The following is an 18607-nucleotide window of genomic DNA, read 5'->3' as shown; positions in this document are numbered from 1 at the left end:
ACCTTTTTGTAAAGGGCGGCGGGAATATTTTGAGTTGGTAAGGAGACGCTTTTTATGAGCAGCAATAAGAAGACCGGCAAGGTCAATTACGTCTGGGTACTGGCGGGCGGCTACCTGCTGTATCTGGCGGCCCAGCTGTTGTTCAATGTGATCCGGGGAACCTCCGACTCTCCGGCCGTCGGCATCGGCGGCGGCGTGGCCTTTGCCGCCATCGGCGGCTGGCTGCTGTGGCGGGAGTGGAGTGCCTATCAGTACGGCGCCAAGCACAAGGACGATCCCAGCACCTGGTCCGACGAGGAGCCGGAGGAGGACAGCGGGGAGGAGCGTCATGAAGGTCAATGACCTGTGCGCCGCCGTCTGGGAGGCCAGGGATTGGCTGCCCAGGTTCCGGCGGAACGAATACGCCAAGGCTCTCCGGGAGTATCAGGAGCGCTTCGGCCCGCTGTATGTCCGTGCGGTGGCAGAGACGGAGGGAGACCTGACGGCTCTGGAGGCGCTGGCGAATGACATTCTGGACGCCCTGGAGGCGGCCTGGAAGCGCCGGGCTTTCTGGAACCGCGGCGCCGTCCGGGTGGAGGAGAAGCAGGTCATTGTCAGCTTCCTTTCTCCCATGCTGCTGGACCAGCCGGACCCTCTGTGCGGGCGGCTGGCGGGGATGCTCCGCCAGGGCTGGGCGGAGCGCTGGCCCAAGGACAGCTATCAGATCACCACGGCCGAAGTTCTGCAGAAGGGCTTCCGAAACACCATCCTGGGCATCGACCTGGAGGGGAAGCATTTGGACCGGGAGAGGGACCGGTGAAAAAACTGGCGGAAATTTGAAAAAAATGTTTGACAACGGGGCCGCCAGCCTTTATAATACTAACCGTGTCATTGCGAGGTATGTTATGCTGATCGACGTAAGACCCATCCTGCGGACCCCGGGCAAGGCCCTGAATTTTCACTTTGAACTGGACCTGTCCGACGTGGAGTTTGCTGGCCGGTATCCTATCAGCCGCCCTGTGGCGGTGAGGGGAGAGATCCGGAACACCGCGGACGTTCTGTGGCTGGAGCTGACCGCCAGTTCTGTGCTGGACGCGGTCTGTGACCGCTGTGGAAAAGAGTTTTCGCAGGAAAAGGAAGTCCCCTTCCGCTGCATGCTGGCGGAGGAGCTCCAGAACGAGGACAACGACGAGATCGTCCTGCTGGAGGAAGGGAAAGTGGATGCGGGCGACCTGGCCCGCACGGCGTTCATCCTGGAGATGGACACAAAAACACTGTGTTCGGAAGATTGCAAGGGACTGTGTCCCCGGTGCGGTGCCGACCTGAATCTGGGGCCATGCTCCTGCAAGAAGGAAGTGGACCCCCGGCTCGCAGCCCTGGCAAAGCTTTTGGAGAACAAATAAAGTACAATAAGGACGGGCCACACTCCCGCGCCTTTGAAAGATCAAGGAGGTGTCACAATGGCAGTACCTAAGGGAAAAGTATCCAAAGCAAGACGCGACAAGCGCCGTAGCTCCGTTTGGAAGCTGGCGGCTCCCGGTCTCGTTGCATGCCCGAAATGCGGTGCGCTGCACCTGCCTCACAGAATGTGCCAGGAGTGCGGTAACTACAACGGCCGCGAGGTCAAGGTTGTCAAGTCCGTCGTCGCGAAATAAGGATTTGCATGCTTGCTTTAGGAGGGAAGAGGATTCTTCCCTCCTTGCTTTTTGTCTTGCTATCCCGCCCATTGGCGGGTATAATATACACTGGACTTTTATGAAACAACAGAAAGGAAGTGAGAGCCGATGAAACCCATCGTTGCCATCGTTGGACGGCCCAATGTGGGCAAGTCCATGCTGTTCAACAAGCTGATCGGCAGACGGCTTTCCATCGTGGAGGATACCCCCGGCGTCACCCGGGACCGCATTTACGGAGAGACAGAGTGGAACGGCCGGAAGTTTACCCTGATCGACACCGGCGGCATCGAGCCCCGCACCGACAATATGATCCTGGAGTTCATGCGGGACCAGGCCCAGATCGCCATCGACAACGCCAACGTCATCGTGTTCCTGACGGATATCCGCACAGGCCTCACCGCCTCCGACCAGGAGGTGGCCAACATGCTGCTGCGCAGCGGCAAGCCCATCGTGCTGGCCGTCAACAAGATGGACTCAACCGGCACTGTGAACCCGGACTTCTACGAGTTCTATAACCTGGGCCTGGGCGACCCCATCGCCGTCTCCGCCGTCCACGGCCACGGCACCGGCGACCTGCTGGACGCCTGTGTCCAGTATTTCCCCCCGGAGGACGAGGAGGAAGAGGAGGATGACGCCATCAAGGTGGCGGTCATCGGCAAGCCCAACGCCGGTAAATCCTCCCTGGTGAACAAGATCCTGGGGGAGGAGCGGGTGATCGTCTCCAATGTGGCGGGCACCACCCGGGATGCCATCGACTCCCGCTTTACCAACGACAAGGGCAGCTTCGTGTTCATCGACACCGCCGGTATCCGCAAGAAGTCCAAGGTGGAGGAGGACATCGAGAAGTACAGCGTCCTGCGGGCCACCATGGCCATTGAGCGCAGCGACGTGTGCCTCATCATGATCGACGCCACCGAGGGTGTCACCGAGCAGGATACCAAGGTGGCTGGTCTGGCCCATGAGGCGGGAAAGGCCTGCATCATCGTGGTGAACAAGTGGGACCTGATCGAAAAGGACGGCAAGACCATGGACCGCATGCGGGAGGAGGTCCGTCAGGGCCTGGCCTACATGCCCTATGCCCCCATCCTCTTCATCTCCGCCAAGACCGGCCAGCGGGTGGACAAGCTGTTCGAGCTGATCGACTACGTGTCCAACCAGGCCAGTGTCCGCATCACCACCGGCATGCTGAACAACGTGCTGGCGGACGCGCAGACCCGGGTGCAGCCTCCCACGGACAAGGGCCGCCGTCTGAAGATCTACTATATGACCCAGGTGGGCATCCGCCCGCCCCATTTCGTGATCTTCTGCAACGATGCCCGGCTGTTCCACTTCTCCTATCAGCGGTATATCGAGAACTGCATCCGCAATACCTTCGGCCTGGAGGGCACGCCTATCGTCCTCTCTATCCGCCAGAAGGGCGATAAGGAGGAGTGAGAGGTGCTGAATTCTTTCTATCTGGATCCCTATGCTGTCACAGGGGCGGGCTGGGAGAGTCTTCTTGTGCTGGCGGTGGTGGCTTATTTCTGTGGCTGCTTTAATGGAGCGGTCATTGTCTCCAAGTATATTTTGCGGGATGATGTGAGGAACCATGGCAGCGGCAATGCAGGACTGACCAACTTCTACCGGACATTTGGAGGCCCTTTGACTGCCGTAGTCATTCTGACGGACGTACTGAAGGCAGTAGTGGCCGTGCGATTCGGCAGTTGGTATCTGGGTTATTTCTGTGGGCGATGGGGCTATGCGGCCAACCTTTATATCAGCGGAATGTGGAGCCTTTTCGGCAAATACTGGGCGGGCCTGTTCTGCCTGCTGGGCCACATGTTCCCCTGCATGTTCCACTTCAAGGGCGGCAAGGGCATCCTCTCCGGCGGCACCATTGCCATTATGATCGACTGGCGCATCGCCCTGGTGGTCTGGGGCGGGTTCCTGATTTTGACCGTCCTGACCCGGTACGTATCCCTGGGCTCCCTGTGGGCCGGAGCCAGCTTTCCCTTTGTCACCTGGTACTGCTATCCCGATCCAGTCATCGTGGCCCTGGGCTTCGCCTGCGGCGGACTGGTGGTGTGGCAGCACCGGGCCAATATTAAGCGGCTTCTGAGCGGCACGGAGAACAAGTTCAGCTTCCACCGCAAATCATAAAAGGGAGGAGACCCTATGAAAGCAGTTGTGCTTGGCAGCGGCGGCTGGGGCACGGCCCTAAGCCTGGTCCTCTGCGACAACGGTCATGAGACCTGGCTGTGGTCCCATAACCCCGCCAAGGCGGCGGAGATGGCGGAGACCCGGCGGAATCCTCTTTTGAAGGGCGTGGGTCTGCCGGACAGCCTGCATATTACCGGCGACCTCTCCTGCCTGGAGGGGGCGGACATGGTAGTCTGTGCAAGCCCCTCCTTCGCCGTCCGGGAGACCGGTAAAAAGATGGCGCCTTGGCTGCGGCCGGAGACCATCCTGGTGACGGTCTCCAAGGGCATCGAGCGGGACACCAACCTGCGCATGAGCCAGGTATTGCAGGAAGTGACGGGAAATATCTGTAAAGTGGTTGCCCTTTCCGGCCCTTCTCACGCGGAGGAAGTGGGCATCCGGATGCCCACCGGCTGCGTGTCCGCCTGTCCGGACCGGGCGGCGGCCCGGTTCGTCCAGGATGCCTTTATGAATGACTACTTCCGCGTCTACACCAGCTATGACATCATCGGCGTGGAGCTGGCGGCGGCGCTGAAAAACGTGGTGGCTCTCAGCTGCGGCATCTGCACCGGCCTGGGCTTCCAGGATAACACCAAGGCCCTGCTGATGACCCGGGCCATGGCGGAACTGACCCGCCTGGGCGAGCAGCTGGGCGGCACCCGCCGCACCTTCGGCGGTCTGGCCGGTATGGGCGATCTGATCGTCACCTGCACATCCCTGCACTCCCGCAACAACCGGGCGGGCATCCTCATCGGCCAGGGCAAGACCGTCCGGAAGGCCATGGAGGAGGTCGGTGCCGTGGTGGAGGGCTACTATGCCGCCGAGAGCATCCACCAGCTGGCGGAGCGGGAGGGTGTGGAAATGCCCATCTGCCGCTGTGCCTACGAGGTGCTGTACCATGGCAAGCAGGTCCGGGACGTGGTGACGGAGCTGATGACCCGCGCCAAGAAGGACGAACTGCTGGAAACCACCTGGATGTGAGAAAGAAGGGTTAATTGTGCGGGTTTCCGAATATGATGCCTTTGGTCCCTGGATCTATGAGATCGACGAGGACCATCCTCTGCCGCCTCTGTTTGTGCCCTATGTGGAGCATCCGGAGACATACCGGATGCTGTTCAAGTTGCCCCGGGATATCGAGCGGCGGAAAGCCACGCCGGACATGGACCTGTATGACTATGTGGTGGGCGCGGACGAGAGCGGCATCCGCATCTGGAGCCGTCGGGAGAAGGCGGTGGACAGTACCGGCATCTCCTTTGGGGAGACCGGCGGTGTACGGCTGTACCAACGGCTGCTGAAGGGCGTCTGCACCCTGTATGGCCGGGAGGGGGCGGTGACGCTGCCCTATAACACGGTCTCCAGCGACACCGTCTGGAAGCTGCTGGAACTGGTACGCCAGTCCTGGCCTGCGGAGAGCACCTGCCCGGAGGGGCTGGTCCCGGACCCGGCTTTGACGGAGGAGAAAGTGGATATCTGGCTGTTCAACCAGCTGCGGGACCTGCGGACCCGGGGCGTGGCCTTTGAACTGGACGCCTACCAGCCCTGCTGGAGCGATTTCCGGGCGGGACGGCGGTTCCCCTGGACCAAGCCGGAGGAGTTTGCCGGGACGCTGTACCTCCACAATGACCGGGAGCTTCTGCTGCTGCGCAGCGGCAAGCCGGAGAAGAAGGGGGAGCAGAAGTACAGCACGGAGTTCACCGCCATCCCCTGGACGTCCCTGAAAGGCGTGACCCTGACCCGGAGCGATGACTACGCCGGGACCCTGGCAGCGGAATTCCACCTGCCGGGCAGCGTTCTGCGGACGGAGGTGGAGCCCGCCAACAGCGGCGCGGTCCACTTCCTGGAGTCCCTGGCGGAAAACGGCCCCTGACTGTATAAGCAACGCCCCGGAAGCAGCCGCTTCCGGGGCGTTTTTGATACTCGGCATTGCAAAAAAGAAATCCCGGACCGAAGTCCGGGATCTTTGTTTGTCCAACTGTTAGATCGCTCTGGTGACCTTACCGGAACGCATACACCGGGTACAAACATACACATGGCGGGGGGAACCGTTGACGATCGCCTTCACACGCTTCACATTGGGCTTCCAGGGACGATTGGAACGCCGGTGAGAGTGGGAAACCTGAATGCCGAAGGTAACGCCCTTGTCGCAGAACTCGCACTTTGCCATCCGTTGCACCTCCTTGCTGTTGCGTACTTCCATGCCGACTTTCATAGGCACGTTTGATATAATAACAGAATTATTTCGCAAATGCAAGCAAAATTTTCAAAAAAATTAAAGTTTTTTTGCGGGCCGCCGCTCCTATTTTTCCGGGCCGGAGAGGGGAGAAGGTGTTGCGGAAACAGAGAAATTCATATATAATAAAACCAGATGTGCGCCTGCAAATTTTTTGACCGCTCAGCCGGGTGTTCGCACGGCTGGCAGGAATGGCCCGGTTCCGGTCACGGGCGGAAAGACGAGGAAGACAGTATGCATGAAAACGGAGTGAAGATCACCCAGTTTATCAAGGAATCCGGCCTGGAGGTCCTGAACCGGGGCAGCGATTTTGAGTCGGCCCTGCTGACCATCACGGATGTGAACCGTCCCGGCCTGCAGTTCCATGATTTTTATGATTATTTTGACCCCCGCCGCATCCAGGTGATCGGCAAGGCGGAGTATATGTATCTGAAGGGCCTTCCCGCGGAGAGCCGCCGCAAGTGCTTCGATGACCTGTTTCTCTATGACATTCCGGCCCTGGTTATCAGCCGGGAGCTGGAGTGCTTCCCAGAGTGCCTGGAGAGCGCCAGGGAACACGAAAAGACCCTGCTGCGCAGCAAGGAGACCACGGTGGATTTCACCAGCCACACCATTGAGTATCTCAACCGGGCCCTGGCCCCCTGCGTCACCCGCCACGGCGTCCTGCTGGATATCTACGGCGAGGGCGTCATGATCACCGGCGACTCCGGTGTGGGCAAGAGCGAGGCCGCCATTGAGCTGATCATGCGCGGTCACCGCCTGGTGGCGGACGACGCCGTGGAGCTGCGGCGCATCTCCAACCAGTTGATCGGCACGGCACCGGAGGTCATCCGCCACTATATCGAGCTGCGGGGCATCGGCGTCATCGACGTGCGGCAGCTGTTCGGTATGCGGGCCATCAAGGTGGAGTCCCAGCTGGACCTGGTGGTCCATTTCGAGCCCTGGGACCAGACCAAATTCTATGACCGCCTGGGCATCGAGGACCACTTCACCGACATTCTGGACGTTCAGGTGCCCATTGTCACCATCCCCGTGCGGCCCGGCCGGAACCTGGCCAGCATCGTGGAGGTGGCGGCCATGAACAACCGGCACAGGAAATTCGGCTACAATGCCGCCCAGGAGCTGGCCCGGCGGGTGGACCTGCGGGCCGACATGGGCAGCGGCAAAAACGGATAAGCGGGGATAGAGAGAACACAGGGAGGGAACAACATGTATATCGGTATCGACGTGGGCGGCACCAACCTGAAGGCCGGCCTTGTAAATGAAGAAGGGACCATCGTGGACGTGGAGCGGACGCCCCTGGACTTCCGGGGACCGGAGCCCTTCGCGGAGACTTTGTCCCAGCTGGCCGCCGCCGTCATGGAGCGGGGCGGTGTGGAAGCGAAGGACGTGGCATACGTGGGCATGGGCATCCCCGGCGCCGTGAAGGGCGGGGACATTCTGTACACCGCCAACATCCCCATGAAGAACGTGCCCCTGGAGGCCCTGTTCCGGAAGCATCTGGATCTGCCGGTGCTGCTGGGCAACGACGCGGACTGCGCCGCTGTGGGCGAGTGGAGCTGCGGCGCGGGCCGGGGTACGAAGCACTTTGTGGTCATTACCCTGGGCACCGGCGTGGGCGGCGGCATGATCCTGAACGGCAAGCTGTACAGCGGCTGCGGCGCCGGCGGCGAGGTGGGCCACATCGTCATCAAACAGGACGGCGTCCCCTGCAACTGCGGCCGCCGGGGCTGCTGGGAGGCCTATGCCTCCGCCACCGGCCTGATCCGGGAGACGAAGGAGGCCATGGAGCGGCATCCCGAAAGCGCCCTGCATGCCATTGCCGCCGCCAATGGCGGCGTGGAGGGCCGGACGGCCTTCCAGGCGGCGGAGCAGGGAGACGAGACAGCCCTGGCCGTCTGCCGCGCCTACGCGGAGTATCTGGCGGCGGGCCTGACCAATTTGGTGAACATTCTGCACCCGGAGGCCGTGGCCCTGGGCGGCGGTGTGGCTGCCGCGCCGGAGCATCTGCTGCTGGAGCCGGTGCGGGAAATCGTGGCACGGGAGTGCTATGCCCGCCATGTGGACCAGGTTCCCCGCATCATCCGGGCGGAGCTGGGCAACGACGCCGGCATCATCGGCGCGGCCATGCTGGGCCGCGCTATATGAGCAAGGAGGTCCTTTTATGGACTGGTATACACAGCTTGACAAACAGATCGCCGATTATCTCCCGGACCTGCGGGTGGAGCGTGACGAGCCCATGAGCCGCCACACCTCCTTCCGCATCGGCGGCCCCGCCCGGCGCATGGCCTTCCCGGAGCGGGGAGAGCAGCTGGTGCTGCTGCTGGGCTTCGCGGAGGACTGCGGCGCCCGGCCTTTGGTCATCGGCAACGGCACCAACCTGCTGGCACCTGACGGGGGTCTGGACCGGCTGGTGGTCAACACCTACGCCATGTCCCGGGTGGAGTTGGGCCCCGAGCCCTGCACCATCAAAGCAGAGGCCGGTGTGTCCCTGGCCCGGCTGGCGGATTTTGCCTGTAAGCAAGGCCTGACGGGCCTGGAATTCGCACACGGCATCCCCGGCACCCTGGGGGGCGCCGTGTGCATGAACGCCGGGGCCTACGACGGGGAGATGAAGCAGGTGGTCCGGAGCGTCACCCTGCTGTTCCCGGAGGAAGGGGTCAAGACCCTTTCCTGTGAGGAGATGGACTTCGGCTACCGCCACAGCTTGCTGACGGACTGCCCGGACGGGGTGGTGCTGTCCGCCGTGCTGCGGCTGGCGGAGGGGAATGAGGCGGAGATCCGGGAGAAAATGCGCTCCCTCATGGCCCGCCGCAAGGCCAGCCAGCCCCTGGAATACCCCAGCGCCGGCAGCACCTTCAAGCGGCCCACCGGCTATTTCGCCGGGACCCTGATTGACCAGTGTGGATTAAAGGGCCTGACCGTGGGCGGGGCCCAGGTCAGCGAAAAGCACGCGGGCTTCGTCATCAACCTGGGCGGCGCCACCTGCGCCGACGTGACGGAGCTGATCCGCCAGGTGCAGGACCGGGTCCTGGCGGAAAAGGGCGTCCGGCTGGAGCCGGAGGTCAAGATCATCGAAGCCTGAGAAAGCGGGAAGCAATATGGAGATCCTGATCATTTCCGGCCTCTCCGGGGCCGGCAAGAGCAAGGCCGCGTCCTTCCTGGAGGACATGGGCTTTTACATTGTGGATAACATGCCGGCGGCCATGATTTTGAAATTCGCGGAGTTCTGCGCTGGCGGCAGCGGCCGGTATGACCGGGTGGCCCTGGTCTACGATGTGCGCACCGCCAGCTCCTTCGACGAGCTGTTCGACGTGCTGGATAAGCTGAAGGCCATGGACGGCGTCTGCCGCATGCTGTTTCTGGAGGCCTCTCCGGAGACCATCATCAAGCGGTACAAGGAGACCCGGCGGCGTCATCCCCTGGCGGACCGGACGGACTCTTTGGAGGAGGCCGTGGAGCAGGAGCGGGCGCTGATGGAGCCGGTGCGCCAGCGGGCGGATTTCATCGTGGATACCTCCCGCACCAGCACGGCCCAGCTCCGGGCCCAGTTGCTGCACCATTTCGGCACGGAGACGGAGCAGGGGAGCATGGCGGTCAGCGTCACCTCCTTTGGCTTCAAGTACGGCCTGCCCCTGGACGCGGACCTGGTGTTCGACGTGCGCTTCATGCCCAATCCCTTCTACATCGAGGAGCTGCGGCCACAGACCGGCCTTGACAAGCCGGTGGCCGATTACGTCATGGGCTTCCGTCAGACCACGGACTACCTGAAACGGCTGGAGGACCTGTTGGCCTTCTCCCTGCCGCTGTATGCGGAGGAGGGCAAGACCGGGCTGGTCATCGCCGTGGGCTGCACCGGCGGCCACCACCGCTCCGTGGCGGTGGCCCACGCTTTGGCGGAGTTCATCCGTGGGCAGGGGTATCAGGTATCGGAGTCCCACCGGGACATGAGCCGCGGCTGAGCGGGGGAGGGTTCCCATGAGCAATCAGCGTACATCCTACCGCGTCCCCAGAGCCCACGGCCCCCGTGTGGTCGCCATCGGCGGCGGCCACGGGCTGTCCAACATGCTGCGGGGACTGAAAGCCTATACGGAAAACCTCTCCGCCATCGTAACGGTGGCGGATGACGGCGGCGGCAGCGGCATGCTGCGGCAGGACCTGGGCATGCCGCCGCCGGGAGACATCCGCAATTGCCTGGAGGCCCTGGCCAACACGGAGCCCCTTATGCGGGAGCTGATGCACTATCGCTTTACAGATGGCTCTCTGGCAGGGCAGAGCTTTGGCAACCTGTTTCTGGCGGCCCTCAACGGCATTTCCCCCACCTTCGACGCCGCTGTGGAGCGCATGAGCCAGGTCCTGGCCATTACCGGCCGGGTGCTGCCGGTCACCACGGCAGACGTGCAGCTGGAGGCGGAGTTTGAAAACGGCGCCTCCGTGGTGGGGGAGTCCAAAATTTTCTACTGCAAGAAAAAAGAGGACTGCCGCATCACCCGGGTCCGCCTGCTGCCGGAGCACCCGAGGGCGCTGCCTGCGGCCCTGGCGGCTATCCGGGAGGCGGATATGCTGGTGCTGGGCCCCGGCAGCCTCTATACCAGCATCATCCCAAATCTGCTGGTGGACGGTATCGTGGATGCCATCCGGCAGTCCGACGCGCTGAAAGTTTACGTGGCCAACGTCATGACCCAGGAGGGGGAGACGGAGGGCTACACCGCCGCCGACCACATCCAGGCCATCTTCCAGCACTCGGCGGAGGGCCTGTTTCAGCTGTGTCTGGCCAATTCCTCCCCCATTCCCAAGGGCGTGGCCGCCCGGTACGCGGAGGAGGGGGCGGAGCTGCTGCAATGCGACCAGGACCGCTGCGCCGCCTTGGGTGTGGAGCTGGTGCGCCGCCCCGTGGCCACGGTGGAAAACGGCTACGTCCGTCACCATCCCGGCCATCTGGCCCGGGAACTGATCCTGCTGCACGCGGAGCGCAGCGTGCGCATCGCCGGCAGTACCTTTGATTACCGGGATGACACCTACCGGGTAGAATAAGGAGACCCTATGTCTTTTTCCTACGACACGAAAAATGAATTGTGCAAACTGCCGGTGCAGCGGCTGTGCTGCGCCCGGGCGGAGGCCTACGGCATTCTGCTGTACTGCAATACCTTCAACTCCACGGAGGTCCGCATCATTACGGAGAATCCAAACTTCGCCGCACGGCTCCCCAAGCTGTTCCAGCGGGCCTTCGGTATGCGGTTCGACCGCCAGCCGGAACCGGAGCAGGAGGGAAAGCGCATCTTCCAGATCACGGACCCAAAAAAGCTGGACCACATCATCAACGTGCTGGGCTACGACCCCCGTCAGAATCTGGTGCTCCACATCAACTTCGGTATGCTGGAGGAGGAGTGCTGCCGGGCGTCCTTCCTGAGGGGGGCCTTCTTCGCGGGGGGCAGCAGCACGGACCCCCTGAAGCGGTATCACCTGGAGTTGACTACCTCCCATCTGCAGGCCAGTCGGGAGCTGGAGGTGCTGCTGCGGGAGTGCGGCTATCCCCCCAAGAGCCTGAGCCGCAGCGGCAGCTTCATTACATACTTCAAGCAGAGCGACCAGATCGAGGATTTTCTCACCCTTATCGGCGCTCCGGTGGCGGCCATGAAGATCATGTCCGCCAAGCTGGAAAAGGACCTGCGCAATAGCGTGAACCGCCGCCTGAACTGTGACAGCGCCAACCTGGACAAGGCGGTGTCGGCGGCCCAGGAGCAGATCGAGGCCATCCGCCGCCTGGAAAAGGCGGGCACCCTGGAGACTCTGCCCCAGAAATTGCAGCAGACGGCGGCGTTGCGGATGGCCCGGCCGGAGCTGACCCTCAGCGAATTAGCGGAGGAGTTTGACCCGCCGTTGACGAAATCCTGCCTGAACCACCGGCTGCGCAAGCTCATGGACCTGGCAGGGAAGGCCTGATAGAATTTGACCAGACAAAGGAGAAACATCATGGAACGGGTAGAATTGGCACACGAATATCACAAAAACGGCTATAACTGCTGCCAGAGCGTGCTGGCGGCCTTTTCGGATATCACCGGTCTCAGTGAGCAGGCCAGCATGGACATCGGCGGCGGCTTCGGCGGCGGCGCGGGCACGGGCGAGCTGTGCGGTGCCCTCTCCGGCGCCATCATGACCCTGGGCCTGATGACCCCAGTGGATGAAAACGACCCCGTGGGCAGCAAAAAGCGGACGGTGGCCCTGTCCCGGGAGGTCCAGAAGCGGTTTTCCCAGAAGTTCGGCGCCTTGCGGTGCCAGGACCTGCTGAAAAACAAGGCTGGCGCCAGCGACGCCACTCCCGCCGCCCAGCGCTTGGGCCTGACGGGCCACTGCGATGTGATGGTGGTCACCGCCGTGGAAATCGTGGAAGAGCTGCTGGCAGAGCGGGACTGAGAGAGCCAAAGGAAAAAATTCAGCCAAGAATACTTGAAAGGAAGGCGCCTATGTCCTTCGTCCATTTACATGTGCATACGGAATACAGCCTGCTGGACGGCGCCTGCCGCATCAAGGACCTGCCCAAGGTGGTGAAGGACATGGGCCAGACCGCCTGCGCCATCACGGACCACGGCGTCATGTACGGCGTCATCGACTTCTACCGGGCCTGCAAGGCGGAGGGCGTCAAGCCCATCATCGGCTGCGAGGTCTACGTGACGCCCAAGGGCCGCTCCCGGTTCGAGAAGGTCCACGAGTTCGACGCTGAGAGCCGCCATCTGGTGCTGCTGTGTGAGAACGAGGAGGGCTACCGGAACCTCTCCTATATGGTTTCCATGGCCTGGACGGAAGGTTTTTACATCAAGCCCCGCATCGACCTGGCCCTTTTGAAGGAACACAGCAAAGGCCTCATCGCCCTGTCTGCCTGCCTTGCCGGAGAAATTCCCCGGATGCTGCGGAACGGGGAGTACGAAAACGCCAAAAACTACGCCCTGCAAATGCAACACATCTTCGGTCCGGACCACTTTTACCTGGAGCTCCAGGACCACGGCATCCGGGAGCAGGCCATCGTGAACCGGCACCTGCTGCGGCTCCATGAGGAGACGGGCATCCCTATGGTGTGCACCAATGACGCACACTATCTCCGCAAGGAGGACGCCGAGGCCCACGATGTGCTGCTGTGCATCCAGACCGGCAAGACCATCGATGACGAGAACCGGATGCGCTACGAGCCCCGGAACTTCTATCTCCGCAGCGAGGCGGAGATGGCGGACCTGTTCGGGGACTACGAGGGCGCTATCGAAAACACGGCGAAGATTGCCGACATGTGCGACCTGGAATTCACCTTCGGCAAGTACCACCTGCCGGAATTCCAGCTGCCACCGGGGTATGACAGCTTTTCCTATCTGAAAAAGCTCTGTGACGAGGGTTACCGGGAGCGCTACGGCCAGGACGACCAGTACCGGGGCCAGCTGCAATACGAGCAGGACATGATCGAGAAGATGGGCTTCACGGACTACTTCCTCATCGTCTCCGACTTCGTCCGCTACGCCAAGAGCGTGGGCATCCCCGTGGGCCCGGGACGCGGCTCTGCCGCCGGGTCCATGGTCTCTTATTGTCTCCACATCACGGACATCGATCCCATGCAGTACAGTTTGTACTTCGAGCGGTTCCTGAACCCGGAGCGGGTCAGCATGCCCGATATCGACATGGACTTCGGCGACACCCGCCGGGGCGAGGTGGTGGACTACGTCCGCCGCAAGTACGGCGACGACCATGTGGCACAGATCGTGACCTTTGGCACCATGGCCGCCCGGGGCGTTATCCGGGACGTGGGCCGGGTCATGAACATCCCCTACGCCGAGGTGGACCAGATCGCCAAGCAGGTGCCCAACACCCTGCATATCACGTTGGACGACGCCCTGCGGCTTTCCAAACCGCTTTCTGACCTGTACGACACGGACCCACGGGTGAAAAAGCTCATCGACACTGCCCGGGCCCTGGAGGGGATGCCCCGCCACGCCTCCACCCATGCTGCCGGTGTGGTCATCACCAAGAAGCCGGTGTACGAGTACGTCCCCCTGGCCCGCAACGACGAGGCAGTGGTCTGCCAGTACGTCATGACCACCCTGGAGGAGCTGGGCTTGCTGAAAATGGACTTCTTAGGGCTCCGGAACCTGACAGTGCTGGACGACGCGGTGAAGATGGTCCAGGAGCACCGGCCGGACTTCCGGCTGGAGGACATCCCCGAGGACGACAGGGAGACCTTTGAGATGATCTCCCGGGGTCAGACCAGCGGCGTGTTCCAGATGGAGTCCTCCGGAATGACCGGCGTGTGCGTGGGTTTGAAGCCCCAGAACATTGAGGACATCACCGCCATCATCGCCCTGTATCGCCCCGGTCCCATGGACTCCATCCCCCGGTTCATTGCCTGCAAGCAGGACCCAAAGCTCATCAAGTACAAGCACCCCTCTCTGGAGCCTATCCTGTCCATCACCTACGGCTGCATCGTCTACCAGGAGCAGGTCATACAGATTTTCCAGCAGCTGGGCGGCTATTCCCTGGGCCAGGCGGACATGGTGCGCCGTGCCATCTCCAAAAAGAAGGCCGCCCAGATCCAGAAAGAAAAGGACGCCTTTATCCACGGTGACAAGGAGCGAGGCATTACAGGCTGTGTGGCCAATGGGATTCCGGAGGCCACGGCGGAGGCCATCTACCAGGAGATCTATGATTTCGCCAACTACGCCTTCAACAAGGCCCACGCCGTCAGTTACGCGGTGGTGGCCTACCAGACGGCGTATTTCAAGTGCCATTTCCCCCGGGAGTACATGGCGGCGCTGCTGACCAGCGTGCTGGACAACTCCGACAAGGTGGCGGGCTATATCAGCGAGTGCAAGGACTGCGGCATCGCCCTGCTGCCGCCGGATATCAACCGCTCCGAGGACCGCTTCACCGTGGAGGAGGGGGGCATCCGCTTCGGCCTGGTGGCCATCAAGAACATCGGCCGGGGATTCATTCAGGCGGTGATGCGGGAGCGGGAGAACGGACCCTTTACCTCGCTTCACGACTTCTGCAGCCGCATGGTGGGCAGCGACATGAACAAGCGGGCGGTGGAAAACCTGATCCGGGCCGGTGCCTTTGATTCCACCGGCGCCCGCCGCTCCCAGCTGATCCAGGTCTACGAGACCGTCATGAACGCCGTTGCCGACCAGCAGCGGCAGAATCTGGAGGGCCAGCTGGATTTCTTCACTATGGGAGACGGAAATGCATCCAATGCAGTATCTGTGAAGGAAACTCCCTTGCCGGATATTCCGGAGTACACCGCCCAGGAACTGATGACCATGGAGAAGGAGACCACGGGTTTGTACCTCTCCGGTCATCCCATGGATGCCTACCGGGACACGGTCCGCAGGCTGAACGCACCCTCCATTGGTTCCATTTTGGAGGACTTCGCCCAGGAGGGGGGGCCCACCCGGTTTGCGGATGACCAGCGCATCACCATCGCCGGTGTGGTGACCTCCAGCAAGACCAAGACAACCAAAAATAACAGCCTGATGGCCTATGTGACAGTGGAGGACGACACGGCCTCCATGGAGCTGCTGTGCTTCTCCCGGGTGCTGGACACCTGCGGGGCCTACCTGCGGGAGAATCAGGCGGTGGTCGTCAAGGGTCGGTTGTCGGTCCGGGACGAAAAGGCTCCCCAGATCATGTGCGACTCGGCCTACCCGCTGTCCGCGGCGGAGGGCGGCCTGCCGCCCCAGGCGGCGGAGAAGCCCAAGGGGGAGAAGCTCCTGGAGGGGGACACGTTGTTCCTGAAATTCCCCAGTATCACGGACCCGGCGGTGCGGCACATGAAGCTGGTCTTCAATATGTTCCCCGGCACCACCCGGGTGAAAATGGTCATGGCGGACACCCGCAAAGTCTACGCCACCCAAGTGCTGCTCCACAAAGCCTTGGTGGAGGAGGCAAAAGAGACCCTGGGAGAAGAAAATGTAGTGATCAAATAACGAAAAAATCGTCCCCTGACAGAGTGTCAGGGGACGATTTTCTGCAGATATTGTTTTCCGGGCTGTGGGTCGTTGACTGCCGTCAGTCGGACCGCTCAGCCTTTCGGCTTTCCGCCCTGGCTGTCCTCCAGCAGCAGGTTCATGATCTGGCCGTAGAGCTTCTCCGGGGACTGGCGGAAGCGGTTCGCCAGCAGCTTGGCCATGTCCTCCCGGACGGCCATGAGCTTCAGGTCCATCAGGCTGCCGGCATCATCGTCCAGAGACAGCCGCACGGTGTAGGTGCCGTTGGGCCGCTGCTCCCAGGAGGCCTTCACCTGGCTCTTGCGGCGGAGCTTCCGGTTCCAGACCTCCAGGTTCTTGTCGCACCGCAGCCGCACAGAGTAGGCCAGGCTGCTCTCGCAGATCTTGCTGTTCCGCAGGCCCTTTTCCGTGATGGAATAAAGCCCGTCCTGGGAAAGAGTCAGATGCTCCGTGTCCACCAGGTCCCGCAGGCACTCGGTAAAATCGAAATAGTCCACGGCGTCGTCGCACATGGTCAGGTCCAGCATGGTGTCGAAGGGGATGGGCTCGATGACCCGGGCGGCGATATAGAGAATGAGGAATTTCAGTTCCAGCTTGTCATGGATGAACCCCTGACCGGCCATAAGCAGCACCTCCAGATGTTGTCTGTTATTTATCGATAGTATACCGCATCTGGTGGCGGTTTGTACAGAGCGAAATCGAAAAAGAGTGGAATTTGCCTTGACGCTTCTGGCAGAGACTGGTATGATTAAGGTTACCATAACAAAGAAAGGCGGCGGCCACATGAAGAAGCGAGCGGCAGCGATGTTCCTGGCGGTCTGGATGGTCCTGGCATTGGCAGGGTGCGGCGGAAAAGAGGAGGAACCCGCGAAACCGGCGATGGAGCCTACTCCCATGGAGGAACCGGAGCCTGAACCGGAACCCCAACCCGAGCCGGAACCGGAGCCTGCCGGTCCCGCTGGTACCAACCCGCTGACGGGTCTGCCCATGGAGCCGGAGTATGAGAATGACCGACCGGTGGCCGTCATGTTCAACAACCTGAAGGCGGCCCAGCCCCAGCTGGGTATCTCCCAGGCGGATATCATCTACGAGGTCCCCGCCGAGGGCGGCATCACCCGCATGCTGGGCGTGTTCCAGAGCCTGGAAGGCGTGGGGACCTTGGGCAGTATCCGCTCCGCCCGCCCCTATTACATCGAGCTGGCTCTGGGCCATGATGCCCTGTACGTCCACGCTGGCGGCAGCCCGGAGGCATACCAGGACCTGAAGAGCTGGAAGGTGGACAACATGGACGGCGTCAACGGTGGCTCCGATGCCCGGATCTTCTGGCGGGACGCGGAGCGCCGCAAGACTATGGACTACGAGCACACCCTGGTGACCTCCGGGGAGAAGGTGCAGGAGTACTTGGATGCGGACCACTTCTGCACGGAGCACAAGGAGGGCTATAGTTACACCCAGGCCTTCGCGGAAAACGGCACGCCCACGGGCGGCACAGACGCCCAACATGTGACGCTGAAATTTTCCAGCTACAAGACGGGCCTCTTTGACTATGACGAGGCCAGCGGCAAGTACCTGGTGAGCCAGTACGGTAAGGCCCATACCGATGGCGCTACCCGTGAGCAGGTCTCCGCCGTCAATGTGCTGTTTCTGGAGACGGACATCTCCGTCATTCCCGGGGACACCTACGGCCGCTTGAAGGTGCGGACCTCCGGCAGCGGAGAGGGGACCTTCTTCTGTGGCGGCAAGAGCGTGCACATCCGGTGGAGCAAGGCCGACCGCAACGGCCAGCTGGTCTACACCCTGGCGGACGGCACGCCCCTGACCCTGGGCCGGGGCAACAGCTACGTGTGCGTCATGGACCCCGACACCAGCAGCTTCACGGTTTCCTGAACAGAAACAGAATATGAGACAGCCGCCCGAATTGAACTGCACCCCATTTGTTAGACAGTATGATATACTATCTAACAAGTGGGGTGTTTTGCTATGCCAAAAGGAGTACCAAATAAACGATATACGCCGGAATTTAAAGAGCAGGTAATAAAGACAATGCTGGAAGAAGGACTGGGTTACCGCGAAACCTGCCGTAGATTTGAGGTAAACAGCAGAGACCAGATCAAATCATGGGAACGAATCTATTTGGAAGAGGGAGCGGAAGGATTTCGGGTGGAGCGCCGAGGACGCGGCAGCACCGGCCGGCCAAAGAAGCTGCCGAAAGAGGTAGAAGAAGATCTTCTGGCCGAGGTGCAGAGGCTGCGTGCGGAGAATGAATACCTAAAAAACTTGCAAGCCTTGGTTTTGGAAGACGAGCGGCGCCAGCGCAGAAAACGCAGGTAGTTCAAAAGCTGAGGCAAAGGCATTCTCTGAATATTCTTCTTTCAATCGCTCAACTGCCCCGTGCAACTTTCTACTACCATCTGAAGCGGATGAACCGCACAGACAAATATGGAGCTGCCAAGGCAGAAATCACAGCCATATACCACGAAAACAAAGGCCGATACGGTTACCGCCGCATTACAACAGAACTACGCAGCCGCAATATTCTCTTAAACCACAAGACCGTCCAGAGG

At 61.4% G+C, this 18607-nt stretch carries 21 protein-coding genes; 19 read left to right on the top strand and 2 right to left on the bottom strand.

From position 1 onward, the window contains the following. The first annotated feature begins 54 nt into the window (after positions 1-54). The 8 genes from JQM66_RS06505 to JQM66_RS06470 all read left to right on the top strand — a co-directional run bounded on the left by JQM66_RS06505 (position 55) and on the right by JQM66_RS06470 (position 5700). Complete coding sequence (locus JQM66_RS06505) at positions 55-342, top strand: hypothetical protein (RefSeq protein ID WP_235229077.1); 288 nt, start codon at positions 55-57, stop codon at positions 340-342. Next, positions 329-799: a hypothetical protein gene (locus tag JQM66_RS06500; protein WP_235229076.1), complete on the top strand. Its 471-nt coding sequence runs from the start codon at positions 329-331 to the stop codon at positions 797-799. The genes JQM66_RS06505 and JQM66_RS06500 overlap by 14 nt, the downstream gene beginning before the upstream one ends. A gap of 85 nt (positions 800-884) precedes the next feature. Further along, the gene (locus tag JQM66_RS06495; RefSeq protein ID WP_235229075.1) at positions 885-1382 is read left to right on the top strand and encodes a YceD family protein; all 498 of its coding nucleotides are present in this window, start codon (positions 885-887) and stop codon (positions 1380-1382) included. A 57-nt stretch (positions 1383-1439) separates the two neighbouring features. Beyond that, positions 1440-1634: a 50S ribosomal protein L32 gene (gene rpmF / locus JQM66_RS06490; RefSeq protein WP_235229074.1), complete on the top strand. Its 195-nt coding sequence runs from the start codon at positions 1440-1442 to the stop codon at positions 1632-1634. A 129-nt stretch (positions 1635-1763) separates the two neighbouring features. Next, a complete protein-coding gene (der, locus tag JQM66_RS06485; protein ID WP_235229073.1) occupies positions 1764-3089 on the top strand; it encodes a ribosome biogenesis GTPase Der in 1326 nt (441 codons plus the stop codon). 3 nt (positions 3090-3092) lie between these two features. Beyond that, positions 3093-3794, top strand: coding sequence for a glycerol-3-phosphate acyltransferase (locus JQM66_RS06480; RefSeq protein ID WP_235229072.1), 702 nt, complete (start codon positions 3093-3095; stop codon positions 3792-3794). A gap of 15 nt (positions 3795-3809) precedes the next feature. Then, complete coding sequence (locus JQM66_RS06475; protein WP_235229071.1) at positions 3810-4814, top strand: NAD(P)H-dependent glycerol-3-phosphate dehydrogenase; 1005 nt, start codon at positions 3810-3812, stop codon at positions 4812-4814. A 16-nt stretch (positions 4815-4830) separates the two neighbouring features. Further along, positions 4831-5700 carry a hypothetical protein gene (locus tag JQM66_RS06470; protein WP_235229070.1) on the top strand — a complete coding sequence of 290 codons (870 nt, stop codon included), beginning with the start codon at positions 4831-4833 and terminating at the stop codon, positions 5698-5700. Between the two features lie 108 nt (positions 5701-5808). Here JQM66_RS06470 and rpmB read toward each other — a convergent pair whose 3' ends face one another. Beyond that, on the bottom strand, positions 5809-5997 hold the full coding sequence (gene rpmB / locus JQM66_RS06465) for a 50S ribosomal protein L28 (RefSeq protein ID WP_091130221.1): 189 nt from the start codon (positions 5995-5997) through the stop codon (positions 5809-5811). A gap of 300 nt (positions 5998-6297) precedes the next feature. On the opposite strand from rpmB, the gene hprK reads away from it, so the two are divergent. Genes hprK through JQM66_RS06425 form a run of 8 tightly spaced genes read left to right on the top strand, consistent with a single transcriptional unit; the run spans position 6298 to position 16022 of the window. Next, the gene (hprK, locus tag JQM66_RS06460) at positions 6298-7239 is read left to right on the top strand and encodes an HPr(Ser) kinase/phosphatase (RefSeq protein ID WP_235229069.1); all 942 of its coding nucleotides are present in this window, start codon (positions 6298-6300) and stop codon (positions 7237-7239) included. Between the two features lie 33 nt (positions 7240-7272). Next, positions 7273-8211 carry an ROK family protein gene (locus JQM66_RS06455; RefSeq protein ID WP_235229068.1) on the top strand — a complete coding sequence of 313 codons (939 nt, stop codon included), beginning with the start codon at positions 7273-7275 and terminating at the stop codon, positions 8209-8211. A gap of 16 nt (positions 8212-8227) precedes the next feature. Beyond that, complete coding sequence (murB, locus tag JQM66_RS06450) at positions 8228-9148, top strand: UDP-N-acetylmuramate dehydrogenase (protein WP_235229067.1); 921 nt, start codon at positions 8228-8230, stop codon at positions 9146-9148. 16 nt (positions 9149-9164) lie between these two features. Further along, entirely contained in the window at positions 9165-10025 is an 861-nt protein-coding gene (rapZ, locus tag JQM66_RS06445; RefSeq protein ID WP_235229066.1) for an RNase adapter RapZ, read from the top strand. 16 nt (positions 10026-10041) lie between these two features. Continuing rightward, complete coding sequence (locus tag JQM66_RS06440) at positions 10042-11097, top strand: gluconeogenesis factor YvcK family protein (RefSeq protein ID WP_235229065.1); 1056 nt, start codon at positions 10042-10044, stop codon at positions 11095-11097. A 9-nt stretch (positions 11098-11106) separates the two neighbouring features. After that, positions 11107-12006, top strand: coding sequence for a DNA-binding protein WhiA (gene whiA / locus JQM66_RS06435; protein ID WP_235229064.1), 900 nt, complete (start codon positions 11107-11109; stop codon positions 12004-12006). Between the two features lie 30 nt (positions 12007-12036). Beyond that, positions 12037-12477, top strand: a complete 441-nt coding sequence (locus JQM66_RS06430) for a C-GCAxxG-C-C family protein (protein WP_235229063.1) — start codon at positions 12037-12039, stop codon at positions 12475-12477. 50 nt (positions 12478-12527) lie between these two features. Then, positions 12528-16022, top strand: a complete 3495-nt coding sequence (locus JQM66_RS06425) for a DNA polymerase III subunit alpha (protein ID WP_235229062.1) — start codon at positions 12528-12530, stop codon at positions 16020-16022. A 95-nt stretch (positions 16023-16117) separates the two neighbouring features. On the opposite strand, the gene JQM66_RS06420 is transcribed toward JQM66_RS06425, so the two are convergent. Continuing rightward, positions 16118-16666, bottom strand: a complete 549-nt coding sequence (locus tag JQM66_RS06420; RefSeq protein ID WP_235229061.1) for a DUF4364 family protein — start codon at positions 16664-16666, stop codon at positions 16118-16120. A gap of 160 nt (positions 16667-16826) precedes the next feature. Here JQM66_RS06420 and JQM66_RS06415 point away from each other — a divergent pair, with 160 nt between their 5' ends. The 3 genes from JQM66_RS06415 to JQM66_RS12790 form a co-directional block, all read left to right on the top strand. Beyond that, positions 16827-17930: a DUF3048 domain-containing protein gene (locus tag JQM66_RS06415; protein WP_235229060.1), complete on the top strand. Its 1104-nt coding sequence runs from the start codon at positions 16827-16829 to the stop codon at positions 17928-17930. Between the two features lie 93 nt (positions 17931-18023). After that, a complete protein-coding gene (locus tag JQM66_RS06410) occupies positions 18024-18374 on the top strand; it encodes a helix-turn-helix domain-containing protein (RefSeq protein WP_235229059.1) in 351 nt (116 codons plus the stop codon). A gap of 89 nt (positions 18375-18463) precedes the next feature. After that, positions 18464-18607, top strand: a 144-nt coding sequence (locus JQM66_RS12790) for an IS3 family transposase (RefSeq protein WP_407946010.1), incomplete at its 3' end; no start/stop codon positions are given.

It is taken from the genome of Oscillibacter valericigenes (genome assembly GCF_021531915.1).
GTDB lineage: Bacteria > Bacillota > Clostridia > Oscillospirales > Oscillospiraceae > Oscillibacter > Oscillibacter valericigenes_A.
This window is presented reverse-complemented; position numbering and strand designations above follow the sequence as displayed.